We start from the raw sequence: 16910 nt of genomic DNA, 5'->3' as shown, positions 1-16910 counted from the left end.
AAAAGCTTCCCCAGCGCCTGGGTCTGCCTCTCGGGCTCTCCCTCGCTATTGCCCTGCTCTCCGCCTGTAGCAAGCCCGCGCAAGACGCGGCAACCGAGACCGCAGCGCCCGGCGCGAACAACAGCACGGCAGCCGCAGGCGCTTCCGATGCCGTATCCACCGAAGGCATGTGGATGCCCCGCCAGCTGCCGGAAATTGGCGAAAAACTGAAAGACCTCGGGTTGCAGCTGGACCCCAAAACCATGACCGACCTGACCCAGTTCCCGATGAACGCGGTGGTCAGCCTCGGCGGCTGCTCCGCGTCTTTCGTCTCCCCCGAGGGCCTGGTGGCCACCAACCACCACTGCGCCTACGGCTCCATCTCCTATAACTCCACCGAAGACAACGACCTGCTGGCCAACGGCTTCCTCGCCAAAACTCTCGATGAGGAAGTGCCCGCAGCCCCGGGCTCGCGCATCTATGTCACCGTGGACATGCAGGAAGTCACCGACAAGGTGAAAAGTAAACTCAGCGACGACATGGATGGTGCCACCCGCTTCAAGGCCATTGAAGACGCGGAAAAAGCGCTGGTCGCGGATTGTGAATCCGATCCGGGCCACCGCTGTGAGGTCTACAGCTACTACGGCGGTGCCAGCTACTACCTGATCAAACAGCTGGCCATTCGCGATGTGCGCCTGGTGCACGCCCCCGCATCTTCCATCGGCAAGTTCGGTGGCGATATCGACAACTGGATGTGGCCGCGCCATACCGGTGATTACTCCTTCCTGCGCGCCTACGTTGGCCCGGACGGCAAGCCCGCGGACTTCTCCAAAGACAACGTACCCTACAAGCCCAAGCATCACCTGAAGGTTTCTACCGAAGGACCGCAGGAAGGCGATTTCGTAATGGTTGCCGGTTACCCCGGACGCACCAACCGTTACCGCACCGCGGTTGAAGTAAACAACAACTTCAACTGGTATTACCCCACCATGCAGAAGGTGCTGGCAGAGTGGTCTGAAGTCATCGGCAAAACCACCGCAGACAACAAGGACGCGGCGCTCAAATACGCAAGCCTGGTTGCCGGCCTGAACAACTATTCGAAAAACTTCACCGGCATGATGGAAGGCTACAACCGCAGCGACCTGCTGCAGCGCAAACAGCGTCTGGAAAAGGACCTGCAGGCGTGGATCGAAGCCAACCCGGAGTCCAAGAAAAAATACGCCTCGGTGATCAAAGACCTGCAAAAACTGATTGCGGAACAACAGTCCACCCAGGAACGCGACATGCTGCTGGGCTACATGAGCCGCTCATCCATGCTGAGTTCCGCACAGCGCCTGTACCGCCTGAGTTTGGAAAAGCAGAAACCGAATATGGAACGCGAGCCGGGCTACCAGGAACGCGATATGACCCGCTTTACCGAAAGCATGAAGCGTATCGAACGCAACTTCGAGCCTTCGGTAGACCAGGCTATCTGGACCTACTTTATCGAGCGCTACAACGCGCTGCCGAAAAACCAGCATCTGGAGAGCTTCGACAAATTCTTTGACGGGGAACTGAGTGGCGACGCGCTGCAGCAGAAGCTCGGAGCCATGTACGAGGCAACCGGCCTCACCGACACCGAAACCCGACTCGAGTGGATGGATAAATCCCCGGAAGATTTCCGCAATAGCGAAGATCCGTTCATCCAGCTGGCGGTAGCCACCTATGATGACCGCTACGCACTGGAGCAACACGACAAAATGATGTCGGGCAAATTTGCCGAGCTCCGTCCGCAGTATATGGACCTGCTGATCGCCTACTACAACGAACAGGGCAAACCGGTATACCCGGATGCCAACAGCTCCCTGCGCCTGACCTACGGCCTGGTAAAAGGCTACACACCACCTGCGGGTACCATCACGGGTCCGGCCGATGGTAACGACGGAGAAGACAGCTTTGTGCCCTTCACCACCCTGCGCGGCATTGAAGCCAAGTACACCGGTGAAGATCCGTTCGATGCCCCCCAGGCACTGCTGGATGCGATCAAAAACAAGGACTACGGTCGCTTCTACGATGAGAAGCTGGATTCCGTTCCGGTCAACTTCCTGACAACGGTGGATATCACCGGCGGCAACTCCGGCTCCGCCACCATGAACGCCAAGGGTGAGCTGATCGGTCTGGTTTTTGACGGTACCTATGACAGCATCAACGCCGACTGGGACTTCAACGACAACACCCGCGCTATCCACGTCGATGTGGAATACATGCTGTGGGTAATGGAAAAGGTGGACGGCGCCCATAACCTGCTGGAGGAGATGGGCGTGGCAGCCGGATCAGTCGAAGCGCAACCTGCGGACTGACGGCCCTGCCGCACGAAGAAAAAACCGGCGCTTGCGCCGGTTTTTTTGTTTCTGCGCCCCTCCCTCCCAGCCCCAAACCTCCCGTGACGGGATCCGCATCTGGATGTCACGGCTATCGGGTCCGATCACTAGCTCCTCTCAACCGGCCCAGCGTCACCTTCCATTCCCGCCACCAACGGGGCAGCCAAAGAGTTCCTCGAGGTCAAAAAACGACCAGATGACGGCATGCAGTTCCGCCCCTTGACGCATAATTACAGCAGCTGTAATTTCTTACTTGGGAACTTACAGTAGCTGTAACTTATAAGGCTACTCAATGGAGCAACTGCCAGCCGCTTACACAGGCTCGGATGCAAATTGTTGTCGATGCCACCTCCCCGCCGCCACCCGGCGGGATGGCGACACGGCAGCAGCCCCCTCTCAGGACGCTATTCAGTTAGCGCTCACGCAGTTGTGGAGGGAGATCCCCCGACGGAGTGACCTCGCTAAACAATAAAACCCAGAGGACAGACGTGATGAGACGCAACTTACTTTACCTAGCAATCGCCACCAGTGTGACGATGGTTCCACAAGCCTTTGCCCAGACCCTGGAAGAGGTAACGGTTACAGCGCAAAAGCGTGCTCAGAGTGCGCAGGATGTGGCCATCAGCATCGCCGCCATGGGCAGCGAAGAGCTGGAAAACCTCGGCGTAATGGAGGCCTCGCAAATCACCGAATTTGTGCCCAACATGGAGCTGGGCATGTCGCCCGACTCAGGCATCCCCATTTTCGTGATTCGCGGGGTAGGACTGCAGGACTTTAACCCCAATAACACCCCGACCACGGCAATGGTCGTGGACGATGTCTATCAACCCTTCGGGGTCTATGGCGCATTCGCCATGTTCGACACCGAGCGTATGGAGATACTGAAAGGACCCCAGGGCGGTCTGTACGGACGCAACTCCACCGGCGGCGCCATAAATATCGTTTCACGCCGCCCGGAATTGGGCCAGAACCAGGCCAACGCCGCCGTGGACGTCGGTAACTATGGCACCTTCAACGTGCGCGCGGGTGCCGACCTGTCTCTCACCGACAAACTGGCGGCGCGCGTGGCCCTGCAAAACGAGCTGAGCGAAGGTTGGTACGAAAACACTTACCTTAACCGCAAACAGGGTGGCCGAGACAAGACCCAGGCACGGGTCACCCTGTCCTACGAACCCACCGACACCCTGCGCCTGGACCTGCGCCAGACCTTCGGCCGCGACAAGTCCGAAGTGGGCATTCCCGAACCCGAAGGTTACCTGAACCCCAACAACAGCTTCGGCCCCACCGGACTGGAAGACGGCCTGGGTAATGCCACCCCCGACATTCAGGGCCCCATTCCCGGTGACTACTGTGACTCAGTCATCAATAAAGGTATCCCCGATTCCAGCTGCGTAACCATGGATGGCAAGACTCCCGACGGTATCTATCGCGGTGAAGATTCAGTCGTGCGCCACTTTGACGATACCTTCCATTCCACCTCGCTCAACGTTGAGTGGGAAATGGACGCTGTGACCCTGGTGTCAGTAAGCAACTTCACCACCCTGGATTTCTTCCACACCAACAGCCCTGGAGGGGTCGGCACCGGTGCGGCCAATCAGGCCGAGTGGGAGGCCTATGCCGAGCTGGTCGGTCGCGATATCAACTTCGACAGTAACTACGTCACCAACTACAACTCGGATATCAGCTCACTGTCCCAGGAGCTGCGCCTGCTGTCGAACAACGACGGGGCTCTTAACTGGATGGCGGGCGTCAGCTACGCGCAGGACCAGCTTGACGAAAACCGGACCTGCTCCTTCGGCGCCAACCTGTTCGCCGACTGGTTCGCCTTCCCCGGCTGCGGCACCATGACCTATGAGCAGGAAACCCGGGTCAGTTCCGCATACGGCCAGCTGGTATACGACTTCAACGAAGCTTTTACCCTGACTACCGACCTGCGCTACACCCGCGAGCAGAAGGACTATGTCGGCGGCGTACTGGTCAACGACGGTGCCTGGGCCTGTTACGCCTGGGGCTTTGCAGATTATCAGACCTGCCTTGAGGGCTATGAAGACCAACCGATTCAACTGTCTTCCGGAACCCCGGCAACCTACGACGAAAAAGATCCGTCCTGGAAAGTAACCCTGGACTGGAAACCCACCGACAACACCCTGCTGTACTCAAGCGTGGGACACACTTTCAAGTCTGGCGGCTTCTTCGGTGGCTTCTTCTTCAATGCCGAGGCGGTGGAATCCTACAAGCCGGAAACCAACACAGCGGTAGAGCTGGGCTTCAAGTCCACCCTGGTTGACAACACAGTGCAGCTGAACGGCGCCATCTTCCATTACGACTACAAGGGTTTCCAGTCGCCGCTGGAAATCCAGACCGAGACAGCCACCTTCGCGGGCCTGACCAACATGGGTGACGTCGAAACCCGCGGAGCCGAATTGGACCTGCGCTGGTTGCCAATCGTTGGGCTGGACCTGCGCATGGGCCTGGGTTACATGGATACTGAAATCGTGAAGGGCCCGAGTGGTACCGGCCGTATCTACGATATCCTCGGTCAGGAAGTGGATGTAGTGGGCAACCAGCTCAACAACGCCCCCGGCCTGAGCGTGAGCTCCCTGGCACGCTACGAGTTTGGCGTGACCGACGAGCTCGGCGCGGCGCTGCAGCTGGGTGTTAACTGGACCGATGACTACTACCTGAGTATCACCAACGAACCCTACTCCAAAGAAGAAGGAGGCACACTGGTCAATGCCCGCGCCGAGTTGTTCCAGGAAGCCGGTGACTGGAACCTGGCACTCTGGGGCAGGAACCTGACCGATCGTCACTATCGCACCAGCACCAACGACGACGGTGTTTTCAGCAATTACTCCAATTGGAGTGCACCGCGCACCTTTGGCGCCACCGTGTCATACAACTTCTGATTCCTTGCGGCCGAACACCACCACGGTGTTCTATTGGGATTAGCGGCCCTCCGGGGCCGCTTTTTTTATGCCCACCCACAAAAACGGAGATCACCACGACTGCTAGCCCCTACTTTTGTGATTCGTTTAACGTTCCACACCTTTCGTCGAGCTCGCCGCGCTTTCATCCCTTGAAATCAAAATGTGCGCACGCATGTCATACACAGCAGCGCATACTGCATGCTATTGCACGCAGCACAGAATCCACCCGAGCTGAAAGGAGCAACCTTATGGATATTTTGAAAAAATTGAGCGTCATCGGATTTGCCGCGCTACTGGTAACGGGTATCACTGCCTGTGAAAAGGAGTCCGGCGCGGAGGAAGTAGGCGAAACCATCGATGAGACGGTGACTGACATGGGCAATGCCGTGGAAGACGCCTGTGAAGATGTGAAAGAAAAAGCCGGCGCAGAGGACCAGGACTGCTAACCAGCAAGTGGGCGGAGCTGGCTCGGACTCGTTTTACTCGAGCCCGGGCCAGCTGGCCTGATATGAGAATTCGATAAGATTACAGCAATTCCGTTTTTACTTTGCCGCACCGCTGGCAGCGGGATTCGGTAACCAGCTTCCCTCTTTTCACATCAAATTTCCGCTCGGTCACTACTTTCCACTTGTGGAATCCATCGCGACACAGGCTACTGCCTTTGTGTTTTTCCCACGCGGTTTTTCGCTTGAATGGCAGTACGTCCCCCATAAGGGTCTCCAGTCTGTTTGCTCGGCGGTTAGGCTAACGTCAATGCTGATCCCTGCGGTAAGACAACATCGTTTGCAGCACGCCATCCTTTCTGACCCAACCATGATAAAGCGCCCCGGCAATATGCAACAGCACCAGTCCCATCAACCCGAGTGCCATCAGTCCGTGCACTTCCCGCAGCAAGCCGTAGGTATCGAGGCTAGTCGGTAAAACCGGTGGCATGGCAAATTGCCCGAAAAATGTAAGAGGTCTACCGGCGGCATTCTGCATCAGATAACCGCTGACAGGTAGCACAATCATTGCCACATACAGCAGCAGATGGCTGCCCCTTGCAATGAGGCGTTGTAAACCTGACAGGCCAGCCGGGAGGGACGGCGCGGCACTCATCAGGCGCACCACAACCCTGAAAACTACCGCGACAAAGGCAATGATCCCGAACGACTTGTGCATCGAGAGAAGGGTCGGCTGCCAGGGTTCAAGGCTGCGTACCATCAGCAAGCCGGCAAACAGCATGGAAAATACTAATGCCGCCATTCCCCAGTGCAGGATTCGGACGCTCAGACTGTATCGGATGACGCGGTTCCCAGAGTTACTCATCAGCGCTCTCCTCGCCATTGGAGTTAAGTGTTTCCATTTTCCAGTGCTCGAAGGCGCGACGGCGATACGACTCCGCATAGGCTGCAGAACGTGCCCGCAGGATGCGATCATCTGTGGCAGCCACTCCCGGGGGCAGGACGAGGGGGTCGAAATTGATCGCGTTACAACTGCCGTTTACCTGTGGAGTCGCATCCGTAATGACGACTTTGCCGGCAACCAGCTGCTGCCGCGCAGCGGGCCAGGGCTGTGTGGGGTCGCTCTCATCGTCCTCTTCTTCCGCCAGGGTAAACACCAGGTCAAAGGTTACCGGACCGAATGCAAGACGGCGGAAAAACTCATCTTGTAGTGCGTTGCTCCCCTCCCCGGTAGTCACGCCATGGTCTTCCTCCTCGGTTTTACCCGGCCGCGCTTCCCAGCGCACTGCACGCCGGTGGCCCGCACTATCCTCCAGGTAGAACGCATTGATGCTGTGATAGGTTTCGGTTGCCAGGCTGTCGCTTGCCCGGTACTCAGATGCCCAGCGGGTAAACGCCCTGCTTTCCGGATGCGCGGCAAAGAACTGCTGTATTTTTTTCGGATCCCGCTTGCCGGTCTCTTTATCTGGCGCCAGTGCGGTCAGTTGCTGGTAAAAATCCTCGGGATTACGCACCGCCATTACGGGCGGCGTGTTCATGGCGGTGCGCCAGACATTCTGAGGATCAACGGCGATACTCAGCGCCAGGCTGCGTACCGGCGCTTTCAGATCTGGGGCTGTCGGGTCATTACCGGCAATGGAGAAACGCCCAGTGAACGGCGTTGTGCGTTTGGAAAACACAAGCGCCGTAGTATATGGCTGCAATGTACCGTCGGAAACAAACTCGCCCGCAACACAGAATCCTTTGGCATGGGCGCGGCGAAATCCCTCGTGGACCTTGTTGCCCTGCTGCAAATCGACAAATTGCTGCGCAGTGACACGCCCGCTGCCAAATCCGCCCGCCGCGTAAACAAAGGCCCCGGCCAGACCGCCGACCACTGCCACCAGCGGTAAGTAGCGCTTGGTAAAGTAGACTAGATCATCCACCCTCATTGCATTGACCTCATTGCACTAACCTCTTTATCCCGGCTCTTCACCCAGAAACTATCTTTAATTCAAGATAATTCATTGGTATCTTGAACTCAAGATTTCTCACCTGTACGCAGATATGGACAACCTGGATCACATACAATCTCTCTGGGCCAAGCAGATGCCTGAACTGGACACCCGCTCAATGGCACTGATCGGCCGGCTGCAGCTGGTGCACAAGCATATGACCCAGGCGATGTCGCAGACCTTTCGCCGTCACGGCCTGACCGACGCAGGGTTCGATGTACTGGCCACACTGCTGCGCAGCGGACCGCCACATACACTGACCCCGACACAGTTACTCGAGCAAATGCTGGTGACATCCGGATCCATGACCAGCCGCCTGAACTCCCTGGAGAAACAAGGGCTCATCCGGCGTGAGGTGAGTGAGGACGATAGGCGGGGCCGACAGGTCGCCCTGACACGAAAAGGGCGCGCGGTTATCGAGAAGGTGATGGCACACCACGTGGCCACTCAGGACAGCTTGTTAAGCGTATTGAACGAACGGGAGAAAGCGCAGCTGATCAGACTACTGCGCGGTTTCCTGGCCCGCACTTCGTCCGGCCACTGAGGCCATGGGGTTTGTCTCCGAACAATAAAGTTCGCACACTAACCAATTTGGAACAATAAAGATTGCACACTAACCCCTTCCAGTTGATCAGTAGGCAATCAATGACAGTGTGCGCCCCCACAAGGTTTTTACCATGTACCTAGCCCCAACAGGTGGGAAGCTAGTATCTTTGATGGACATGAGAAGAAGCAAAAACGAGCCTCAATGACCCGCCAGTTTAATGGATACCCCGCAATTCGACTTAAGAACGATCGCCTTTCTCTGGACATCATTCCCAACCTAGGTGGAAAAATAATCAGCCTAACGTCCGCAGCGAGTGGCAAAGAATGGCTGTGGCGTAACCTGAACCTTGAGTACCGAACCGCACTAGAGTCTCAAAGCTATACGGAATTACATGATACAGGAGGTATCGACGAATGCTTCCCCAGTGTAGATGCGTGTGTGCTCCCAGAATCAGCAGGCTACTTTGCAGGAATCAGCCTGCCAGATCACGGTGAGTTATTTGGCCGCCCTTGGAGTCGTTCTGTCGCAACAGTAGAAGAAGATGGCCGCGCTATACTGAAACTTCAGCACGACTGCCAAACAATACCTGTAACCTTTGAGCGCACATTGATTCTGCCACAAGGAGATGCGCCGCTTACGATAAACTACCGATTAGTGAACAATGGGGTGATGCCAGTTCCATTCAGCTGGTGCATGCACCCGGCCCTGCAGGTGACGCCCGGGATGCGCATCCTGGTACCCGATGGACATCAGGTTCACTGTTCTTATGCCACTCCAGGAGCACCCGTATACACTGGAGAAACTTTTAACTGGCCGATAGCTACCAGTGGAATAAACCTTACCAGCATTCCCGAAACGGCCCCCGGTGCCGGTTTCGCCGCTAAGCTGCTGAGCTCCACCAACTTAAATGATATACGTGACGCAAGTGAGCCAGCGATGATCGGAATTGAAAACCCGGCGACAGCAGAGCGACTGTTATTTTCCTTCTTACCTGAAGAAATACCGCATATCGCGCTATGGCTTAATTGTGGTGGATGGGCGCCGGATGGCATTACTCCCTATTTCAATCTGGTAATGGAGCCCGCGATTGGTAACGCCGACAGTCTTTCGGCGTTACTCTCCAGGAAAACTGCGCCCAAGGTCCCGCCCAATAGCACTAGATCCTGGTCACTGCAGCTAGATGTGCAATGAACCGGCGGGGTGCAACATTACGCTGCACTTCCGAACGCTCAAAAGCCCTCCAGTACCAACTTCCCTTTCGCTTTTCCACTTTCCAGTATCGCATGTGCCCGCTTTAGATTGGCTGCATTAATTAGACCCAGCGTCACTGAGGCGGTGGATTTGAGCTTTCCTTCATCCAGTAGCTTTGCCACATGCTGTAAGATCTCGCCTTGCCGCGCCATATCCTCGGTCGCAAAAAGAGAGCGCGTGAACATCAACTCCCAGTGTGTCGATACGGCCTTAGTTTTCAGAGGCACTACATCGACCACTTCTGGATCGTCGATCAATCCAAAATGCCCTTGAGGTGCTATCAGTTCTGCAACTTGCGGGATATAAGCGTCGGAATGATTGGTAGAAAAAACAAATGCCGGCGCACCGACCCCCAGCGCCTCTATTTGCGGAGGCAACGGTTTACGATGGTCAACTACGTAGTGCGCGCCAAGTTCCTTCACCCAGGCTTCAGTTTCCGACCGTGACGCGGTCGCAATGACAGTGATATCTGTGAGAGCCCGGAGTAGCTGAATCGCGATGGAGCCCACACCTCCGGCACCGCCAATGATGAGGATGGTATTCGCCGCTCCGGGCACGGGATCACTCACCTTTAAACGATCAAATAACATTTCATAAGCCGTAAGCGCGGTTAACGGCAGTGCCGCTGCCGCGTCGGATGGTACAGAAGTTGGTGCAAGTGCAACGATGCGCTCATCCACCAGATGATATTCGGCGTTGGTGCCGTCGCGATTAACCGCCCCGGCATACCAAACTTTGTCACCAGACTTGAAGCCTGTTACTTTGTCGCCGACTTCAGCAACGATTCCAACGGCATCCCAGCCCAAAATTTTTGGCTCATTTCCCTCCGGAGCAACTCCCTGTCGGATTTTGTAGTCGACAGGGTTTACCGAGACCGCCTCGACGTTCACAAGTAAGTCCATTCCCTCCGGCAGGGGCTTCTCTTTTTCGAAGTCTATCAATGCGTCTTCCCGGCCAATAGGACCAGGAGCCCTATAACCAATTGCTTTCATCATTATTTGAACACTCCAATTTCACACCTTCAGCGGTTAGCTTGAACCCTCACTAACGATAGCTTCATGCGGTGGCCAGCAAACTTCCCAGCTCTCAGCTACTACCGCCAGAGGTCCCACAATTGTAGACTATCTACAAAACAAGACTGAGGTTCCCGTGAATACAACGCTGATCGACGTGATCCCCACGGCATGCGGCCTGGGCGAGAGTACACTGTGGCATTCTGAGCACCGTGCGATTTACTGGACGGACATGCCCAATAACCAGCTGTGGCGCTATTTTCCAGAGGAGCGCAGAACTGAGGTATTTCCCACCGCAGAAAACCTCTGTTCATTTGCGTTCATCGAAAACAGTGATTGGCTACTATGCGCATTCCAGAGCGGTATCGCGCGTTTTCAACCTGAAACACAACAACTGGATTGGATTTTCCGCCTCCCCAAGGATCTCAAGGTCCGCCTTAATGATGGACGCATGGATCGCCAGGGGCGTTTTTGGGTCGGCTCGCTCATTGATAATGCAGAGTTGTGGACCGAAGACCCGACCCAGCGCGGCAAACTCTATCGCCTGGACCGGGAGGGAAACATCTCGGAACACTTAGAAGATATCCGCATCAGTAACGGCCTGGGCTGGTCCCCAGACAACCGCACCATGTATTTCGCCGATTCACCCCGCTATGAGATTTACGCATTCGACTACGAACCAGAAGCGGGGATACTAAGTAACCGCAGGGTAATCGCGACTACCGAGCAGGGTATTCACCCGGACGGGTCCACTGTCGACTGCGAGGGTTTTATCTGGAATGCGCAGTGGGGCAACGGCAAAGTTGTGCGCTATGCTCCGGATGGTAGCGCTGCCGGCGAAATCCAGCTTCCCGTCAAACAGGCAACCTGCGTCGCCTTCGGCGGTGAAAATCTCGATTTGCTGTTTGTAAACACCGCCAAGTTTGGCCTGGACGCCGCGGCACTGAGAGAACAACCCAAGGCCGGGCACCTGTTTGTTTACCAAACTGATACCCACGGCATTCCAGAGACTGGTTACGCGGGCTGATCCCGGCTCCGGAGATGCCCTCGCCGGTCACAGCGGCCGGCGCCGTGGAGATTCACACCAGCTTCGCAACCCGAGCAATGGTCCACAGGCCTTTGGCCGAGAAGGTACCCCCGGAGTAGTGTTTGCAGTCCACACCATAGTGCTCGAACGCCTGACGGTATGGCCCCGCCAAGTAATCTCCACATATCAGGTGTACCGGATCACTACCAATTGCACCAGCCATAGCACCCACTTCACTGCCCAACAGCAACCCGGAGAGGTAGGCTGCGCTATGGGCAGGCTCCTGCAAGCCGAGCACAGCCCGACTGCGGGCGTTGAACAATTGATGAATTAGACTGGCACTGTCTGAGCTGTCCCGCAGCCCCGCGGAAAACGCCTCGGCGCTATCTCGCTGCTCCCCCTGCACCAATACACTGTGATCTGTCAGTAGGGCATAGAGCTCGCCGGTAAACGCGGTTGAAAAGGCGCTAATGCCGCCATCGGTAATAGTGACCCACTTGCTGTGGGTCCCGGGCATACACAAAATACTGTGGGCGCGCTCCCCCTCACTCGCTTGGGACAACCAACCCACCACCTGCGTCTCTTCGCCTCGCATAACATCCGCAGCCCCCACCAACGACTGCAACTTCACTCCCGGCACGCAATAGGCGTCGAGAACGTCACAGGGAACTTGCCGCATGCCCGCAGCTAACGTCGCCTCAGAGGCCGGACAATCCACGTAAGGCACCTCATGCCAGCCGATACCAGAACCGACCATGCCACACATAACCACAGGCAAAGCCTCTCTGCCTGCGATTTCACAGCAGTGATCGACAAGATACCGCTCAATTTCCACATGCTTTAGGGACTTTATCCCGCCTTTTGTTTCCTTTGCGGTAAGAATATTCCCCTGCTTATCCAGTCGCATCAGCCGGAAGCTGGAAGTACCCCAGTCACACGCCAAAATATCACCCACCACATTGACTCCTACGGCCACAAACTCTGTTATTGGTTGATTGTTAACCAGAACACGTAGCCTGCCTGCATCGCGTGATGCGCAAGACTGTTCTGCTTACAATTAACCAATCTTAATCGATTCAATTGTCGATTGTTAACATTTTAGATAGGCTAACCCCTATGGTCTGAGGTACTATTTACAGTAAATTAGCTATGGAATACTGGACTGAACCCACTTGGCGGTCCGTAGCAATAGGCTCTTACTCGTCAGGTCAGTCTTTTACAAGTCCTAGGGTATACAGGGGAGAAGGTGTCAGCCGTGTTGAGCGAGGCAACCTCCCCTGAAGGAACAATAAACTGGTTGCGAAATCAAATATGCGTGAAGCTACAAAAATTATTCCCGTGCGCGAGCAGATCGCGGAACAATTGCGCTCTGACATCATCTCCGGAGAGCTTGCTCCGACCACCAAGCTCAACGAACAGCAGCTCGCCAGTCGGTTCGGAGTTTCTCGTGGCCCGGTACGTGACGTTTTACTGCAACTGACCAAAGAAGGCTTATTAGTCGCAAAAAACAACTGCGGGGTTTCCGTCAATAGCGTGCTGGATCCGAGCATGCAGGAACTGATGGTTGATATCCGTCGCAAAATTGAAGTCTTCGCAATCCAGGGCCTGAAAGGCAAGCTGACAGAAATGGACTTTGCCGAGCTGGAAGACATTCTCGAGCGACTGCAGGATGCATTCGATGCGAAAGAGTTTAATGAAGTCACCAAAGCAGACATCGACTTCCATCGTTATCTGGTAAATGCCGCTGGAGGTGATGAGCTGGTAAATCTCTGGCATCCAATCGTCCTCCGCATGCGCATGAACTACAAACGTATTTCCCAGCCGAAGGATTGTGTAGATGAGCACAAGGCAATTCTGGAGGCTCTAAAGGCCAACAAGATTAATGTTGCGGTCACTGCACTGAAGGCCAACATTAAATAGGCCAACCTCCTATCAAGCTCACGTAGAATAGCCCGGCCATCGCGTCGGGCTTTTTTATATAAGCAACTTTTCAGACAGACAAAAAAAAGCGGGGATAAACCCCGCGTCAAGTGATCATCCTGATGAGATGAAAGGAAGAGCCCCAAGCCGATCAGGCTTCGGAAAGATAAACTGTTTTCTTGTCCACGTACTGCTCAAGTCCGTAGCGACCGTCTTCACCGCCGATACCAGATAGTTTCCAGCCGTTGTGGAAGCCCTGATGCTGCTCACCGATACCGCGATTGACATAAACCTCACCTACCTCCATTTCCGCAATGGACCGATGGATGTAACGCATGTTCTCGGTAAACAGATAGGCTGAGAGGCCGTATTCGCTGTCGTTGGTGTACTGGATCGCCTGATCAATACTGGAGATCTTCACGACCGGTAAAATCGGACCAAACGTTTCTTCGTGCACCAAGATATTATCCTGCTGCACGTTGGCGAGCACGGTAGGCTCGTACCAATTGCCGCCTTCGAAGCCTGCAACCTCTGCGGGCTTACCGCCGGTAACCAGCTCGGCGCCCTGGGCGATACTTTTTTGCACCAACTCGTGGATATGCTCAATCTCACGGGCACTCACCTTCGGCCCCATCTGCGAAGATGCATCCAGGGGGTTGCCCACTTTCAGCGACTTCACCTTGGGTAGAAACTTGTCCATAAAGGCATCGTATACGCTTTCGTGCACATACAAGCGCTCGGCACAGGTACACACCTGTCCGCAGTTGGCAAAACGGGTCCACAGTGCGGCTTCCGCGGCTTTATCCAGATCCGCATCTTCCATCACGATAAACGGCGCCTTGCCGCCCAGCTCCAGCATCACTGGAATCATGTGCTTGCCGCTGGCCTGGTGAATGATCTGGCCGGCACGGGTACTGCCAGTCATGGTGATCATCGCGGTGAGCGGGCTTTCGCACAGCGCTTGACCGACGATTGAACCCTCACCATTCACAATATTCAGAACGCCTGCGGGGATACCCGCCTGGTTGGCGATGCGCCCCAACTCCATGGTCGCCAGTGGTGTTTCCTGGGTTGGCTTGATCACAATACTGTTGCCGGTGATCAGTGCCGGACCAACCTTGCGGCCGGCAAGTGCCAGCGGGAAGTTCCAGGCAGTAATTGCTACCACAACGCCGCGCGGCACTTTGTGGATATAAATTTTTTCGCCTTCGTTATCGGAAGGCAGAATATCGCCTTCCAGAGTCAGCGCGTTGTCACAGGCGTATTCTATAAAGGTCGCGGTGGCGTTGACTTCATCGCGGGCTACACTGATCAGCTTGCCCTGCTCTTTTACCAACAGCTCCGCCAGGCCTTCGGTCTCTGCGCGAATGGCCGCGGCGAATTTGCGCAACAAGGTTGCACGATCACGCGCAGTACGCTTTGCCCAGGCTTTCTGGGCCTGCTTGGCATTGACCAGTGCCGCTTCTGCATCTTCTGCGCAACCTTTGGGAATAGTACCCAGTAACTCACCCGTGCTCGGGTTCAGCACCTCAATAACGTCGCCTGCCGCGGAAGCAACATATGCGCCATTGACAAAATTCACGTTGTTCTTGATTTCGATCGCCATGGGTTTACCTTCCCATCCAGCCACCGTCCACCAGGAGGACGCTGCCATTCATGTAATTGGAGGCTTCAGAGGCGAGAAATACCACAGGGCCCTTAAAGTCTTCCGGCTCACCCCAGCGACCCTGGGGGATACGAGCAAGAATACTTGCCGCGCGCTCACTGTCTTCGCGCAACGCCTGGGTGTTATCGGTCGCGATATAACCCGGGGCAATGGCATTGACGTTCACACCTTTGGAAGCCCACTCATTAGACAGCGCCATGGTAATCTGGCCGATGGCTCCTTTACTGGCCGCGTAGCCGGGTACGGTAATACCGCCCTGGAAGGTCAGCAGCGATGCGGTGAAGATGATCTTGCCAGAACCCTGGGCAACCATTTCCTTACCGATTTCGCGGCTGAGGATAAACTGGGCATTCAGGTTAACTTCGATCACCTTGTCCCACAGATCATCCCCGTGCTCTGCGGCTGGCGCGCGCAGAATGGTGCCGGCATTGTTAACCAAGATATCGATCTGGGCGTGTTCGCTTTTTACCTTGTCGATAAATCCGTAAAGTGAACTGCGGTCGGAAAAGTCGCACTGGTAAGGAAAGAACTGCTGGCCTGCGGCGGCCACTTCACGACCCACCTCGGAATCATTCAGATCGAGATTGGCGGAAACGCCGATCACATCCGCACCCGCTTCCGCCAGGGCAACGGCCATGGCTTTGCCGATACCGCGGTTACATCCGGTTACCAGGGCTTTTTTTCCGGCGAGACTGAATTTTTGCAACATCGTATTACTCTCTAAGTTCTTTTTCGGTACGCAATGGACAACTCAGTCCTCTGCTCCACATGCCACTAGGGCTTTCATACCAGACGGGTTGCCGTCCATAGAGGCGAATGCGCTGCCGATATCATTCAAGTACGCGATTTTGCTGATGAATGGCACCAGGTCGATCTTGCCCTTGGCGACCATTTCGATCGCCTGCTCAAAATCCTGAGCTTCGTATACGCGCGCACCCACCAGTTCCAGTTCTCGCCAGAAGAACTTGAACAGATCCAGCTGCGGTTTCTGCGAGTGAATGGCAACCATGCAGATTCGACCGCGCACGGCGGCAATCTCGGTCATGGCATCTACCGCGGGCTGCACGCCAGAAACCTCGAAGACCACATCCGCGCCTTTTCCGCGAGTCCAGTCTTCCACCGCCGCTTTCAGGTCCTGCTCAATCGGATTTACTGCCAGCGCACCGGTTTTTTCCGCAAAAGCGCGTCGCTCGGGGCTCGGCTCGGAAATCATTACTTCGGCGCCAATCCCAAGAGCAACTTGGGCTACCAGCTGACCAATAGGACCACCGCCAAGAATTACCGCTTTTTCCCCGGCTTTCAGGCGGGCCCGGGAAATATCGTGGCAAGCCACAGCGAGCGGTTCGATTAAAGCGCCCTGCTTCAGGGACACGTTTTCCGGCAGCCTGTGCAGGGTGCGGGCTTTGACATTCCAGTAGCTCTGGAAGGCACCAATGGAGTCAATGCCCATAAACTTCAGGTTGTGACAAATATGGCTGTGGCCCTCATCACAAGCGGGGCAGCTGCCACAGTAGTCCAGCGGGCGCACAACAACCCGGTCACCAATGTCATAGCCTTTTACATTCGCGCCCACTGCATCGATGACACCAGACATCTCATGCCCCACCACTTGCGGCGGATTTACACGCTGATCCATCACACCATGGTAGATGTGCATGTCGGTTCCGCAGATTCCAACATAACCAACTTTAAGGCGCACCTCATCAGCAGCCGGCGCCTCACAGCGACCCTCGACCACTTCGAAAGATTTGTTACCAACGTACTGGGCTGCTTGAACTTGCAT

General features: G+C 55.6%; 15 protein-coding genes. 7 read left to right on the top strand and 8 right to left on the bottom strand.

Features of this window, described 5'->3' with window-relative positions:
• Nucleotides 1-53 precede the first annotated feature (53 nt).
• The 3 genes from HUW35_RS11660 (at nt 54) to HUW35_RS11650 (ending at nt 5712) form a co-directional block, all read left to right on the top strand.
• Nucleotides 54-2318, top strand: a complete 2265-nt coding sequence (locus HUW35_RS11660; protein ID WP_370464619.1) for a S46 family peptidase — start codon at nt 54-56, stop codon at nt 2316-2318.
• A gap of 512 nt (nt 2319-2830) precedes the next feature.
• Nucleotides 2831-5245: a TonB-dependent receptor gene (locus tag HUW35_RS11655; RefSeq protein WP_181252492.1), complete on the top strand. Its 2415-nt coding sequence runs from the start codon at nt 2831-2833 to the stop codon at nt 5243-5245.
• Nucleotides 5246-5514: 269 nt separating this feature from the next.
• The gene (locus HUW35_RS11650) at nt 5515-5712 is read left to right on the top strand and encodes a hypothetical protein (protein ID WP_181252491.1); all 198 of its coding nucleotides are present in this window, start codon (nt 5515-5517) and stop codon (nt 5710-5712) included.
• 79 nt (nt 5713-5791) lie between these two features.
• Here the strand turns inward: HUW35_RS11650 and HUW35_RS11645 are convergent, their stop codons facing one another.
• Genes HUW35_RS11645 through HUW35_RS11635 form a run of 3 tightly spaced genes read right to left on the bottom strand, consistent with a single transcriptional unit; the run spans nt 5792 to nt 7634 of the window.
• A complete protein-coding gene (locus tag HUW35_RS11645; protein WP_181252490.1) occupies nt 5792-5977 on the bottom strand; it encodes a hypothetical protein in 186 nt (61 codons plus the stop codon).
• Between the two features lie 39 nt (nt 5978-6016).
• Entirely contained in the window at nt 6017-6574 is a 558-nt protein-coding gene (locus tag HUW35_RS11640) for a cytochrome b (protein WP_181252489.1), read from the bottom strand.
• A complete protein-coding gene (locus HUW35_RS11635; RefSeq protein WP_219932547.1) occupies nt 6567-7634 on the bottom strand; it encodes a catalase family peroxidase in 1068 nt (355 codons plus the stop codon). Before HUW35_RS11635 ends, HUW35_RS11640 begins: the two co-directional genes overlap by 8 nt.
• A gap of 163 nt (nt 7635-7797) precedes the next feature.
• Between HUW35_RS11635 and HUW35_RS11630 the strand changes: the two genes are divergently transcribed.
• Together HUW35_RS11630 and HUW35_RS11625 are read left to right on the top strand one after the other, a co-directional pair.
• Nucleotides 7798-8247 (top strand): MarR family winged helix-turn-helix transcriptional regulator, encoded by a 450-nt coding sequence (locus HUW35_RS11630; protein WP_219932545.1) that lies wholly within the window; start codon nt 7798-7800, stop codon nt 8245-8247.
• A 204-nt stretch (nt 8248-8451) separates the two neighbouring features.
• Nucleotides 8452-9441, top strand: a complete 990-nt coding sequence (locus HUW35_RS11625) for a DUF5107 domain-containing protein (RefSeq protein ID WP_181252486.1) — start codon at nt 8452-8454, stop codon at nt 9439-9441.
• Between the two features lie 38 nt (nt 9442-9479).
• Here the strand turns inward: HUW35_RS11625 and HUW35_RS11620 are convergent, their stop codons facing one another.
• Nucleotides 9480-10493 (bottom strand): zinc-binding alcohol dehydrogenase family protein, encoded by a 1014-nt coding sequence (locus HUW35_RS11620; protein ID WP_181255678.1) that lies wholly within the window; start codon nt 10491-10493, stop codon nt 9480-9482.
• A 157-nt stretch (nt 10494-10650) separates the two neighbouring features.
• On the opposite strand from HUW35_RS11620, the gene HUW35_RS11615 reads away from it, so the two are divergent.
• Nucleotides 10651-11541 carry an SMP-30/gluconolactonase/LRE family protein gene (locus tag HUW35_RS11615; protein WP_181252485.1) on the top strand — a complete coding sequence of 297 codons (891 nt, stop codon included), beginning with the start codon at nt 10651-10653 and terminating at the stop codon, nt 11539-11541.
• A gap of 52 nt (nt 11542-11593) precedes the next feature.
• On the opposite strand, the gene HUW35_RS11610 is transcribed toward HUW35_RS11615, so the two are convergent.
• Nucleotides 11594-12496: a 2-dehydro-3-deoxygalactonokinase gene (locus tag HUW35_RS11610; protein ID WP_181252484.1), complete on the bottom strand. Its 903-nt coding sequence runs from the start codon at nt 12494-12496 to the stop codon at nt 11594-11596.
• A gap of 356 nt (nt 12497-12852) precedes the next feature.
• Between HUW35_RS11610 and HUW35_RS11605 the strand changes: the two genes are divergently transcribed.
• Entirely contained in the window at nt 12853-13461 is a 609-nt protein-coding gene (locus tag HUW35_RS11605; RefSeq protein ID WP_181252483.1) for a GntR family transcriptional regulator, read from the top strand.
• Between the two features lie 151 nt (nt 13462-13612).
• Here the strand turns inward: HUW35_RS11605 and aldA are convergent, their stop codons facing one another.
• The 3 genes from aldA to HUW35_RS11590 are packed head-to-tail and all read right to left on the bottom strand — an operon-like array spanning nt 13613 to nt 16910.
• Nucleotides 13613-15067 (bottom strand): aldehyde dehydrogenase, encoded by a 1455-nt coding sequence (gene aldA, locus HUW35_RS11600; RefSeq protein WP_219932543.1) that lies wholly within the window; start codon nt 15065-15067, stop codon nt 13613-13615.
• 4 nt (nt 15068-15071) lie between these two features.
• On the bottom strand, nt 15072-15836 hold the full coding sequence (locus HUW35_RS11595) for an SDR family NAD(P)-dependent oxidoreductase (RefSeq protein WP_181252482.1): 765 nt from the start codon (nt 15834-15836) through the stop codon (nt 15072-15074).
• Between the two features lie 42 nt (nt 15837-15878).
• Nucleotides 15879-16910 carry a zinc-binding dehydrogenase gene (locus HUW35_RS11590; protein ID WP_181252481.1) on the bottom strand — a complete coding sequence of 344 codons (1032 nt, stop codon included), beginning with the start codon at nt 16908-16910 and terminating at the stop codon, nt 15879-15881.

Origin of the sequence: Microbulbifer sp. YPW1, from assembly GCF_013367775.1 — a bacterium.
GTDB lineage: Bacteria > Pseudomonadota > Gammaproteobacteria > Pseudomonadales > Cellvibrionaceae > Microbulbifer.
Note: the sequence above shows the minus strand (reverse complement) of the source record. Positions and strands in the feature narration are given on the sequence as shown.

What these genes read in the sequence shown, in the direction of transcription:
- HUW35_RS11645 (WP_181252490.1), bottom strand. Translation starts at nt 5,977, where the DNA reads ATGGGGGACGTACTGCCATTCAAGCGAAAAACCGCGTGGGAAAAACAC.
- HUW35_RS11640 (WP_181252489.1), bottom strand. Translation starts at nt 6,574, where the DNA reads ATGAGTAACTCTGGGAACCGCGTCATCCGATACAGTCTGAGCGTCCGA.
- HUW35_RS11655 (WP_181252492.1), top strand. Translation starts at nt 2,831, where the DNA reads ATGAGACGCAACTTACTTTACCTAGCAATCGCCACCAGTGTGACGATG.
- HUW35_RS11650 (WP_181252491.1), top strand. Translation starts at nt 5,515, where the DNA reads ATGGATATTTTGAAAAAATTGAGCGTCATCGGATTTGCCGCGCTACTG.
- HUW35_RS11630 (WP_219932545.1), top strand. Translation starts at nt 7,798, where the DNA reads ATGCCTGAACTGGACACCCGCTCAATGGCACTGATCGGCCGGCTGCAG.
- HUW35_RS11620 (WP_181255678.1), bottom strand. Translation starts at nt 10,493, where the DNA reads ATGAAAGCAATTGGTTATAGGGCTCCTGGTCCTATTGGCCGGGAAGAC.
- HUW35_RS11625 (WP_181252486.1), top strand. Translation starts at nt 8,452, where the DNA reads ATGACCCGCCAGTTTAATGGATACCCCGCAATTCGACTTAAGAACGAT.
- HUW35_RS11590 (WP_181252481.1), bottom strand. Translation starts at nt 16,910, where the DNA reads ATGCAAGTTCAAGCAGCCCAGTACGTTGGTAACAAATCTTTCGAAGTG.
- HUW35_RS11605 (WP_181252483.1), top strand. Translation starts at nt 12,853, where the DNA reads ATGCGTGAAGCTACAAAAATTATTCCCGTGCGCGAGCAGATCGCGGAA.
- aldA (WP_219932543.1), bottom strand. Translation starts at nt 15,067, where the DNA reads ATGGCGATCGAAATCAAGAACAACGTGAATTTTGTCAATGGCGCATAT.
- HUW35_RS11595 (WP_181252482.1), bottom strand. Translation starts at nt 15,836, where the DNA reads ATGTTGCAAAAATTCAGTCTCGCCGGAAAAAAAGCCCTGGTAACCGGA.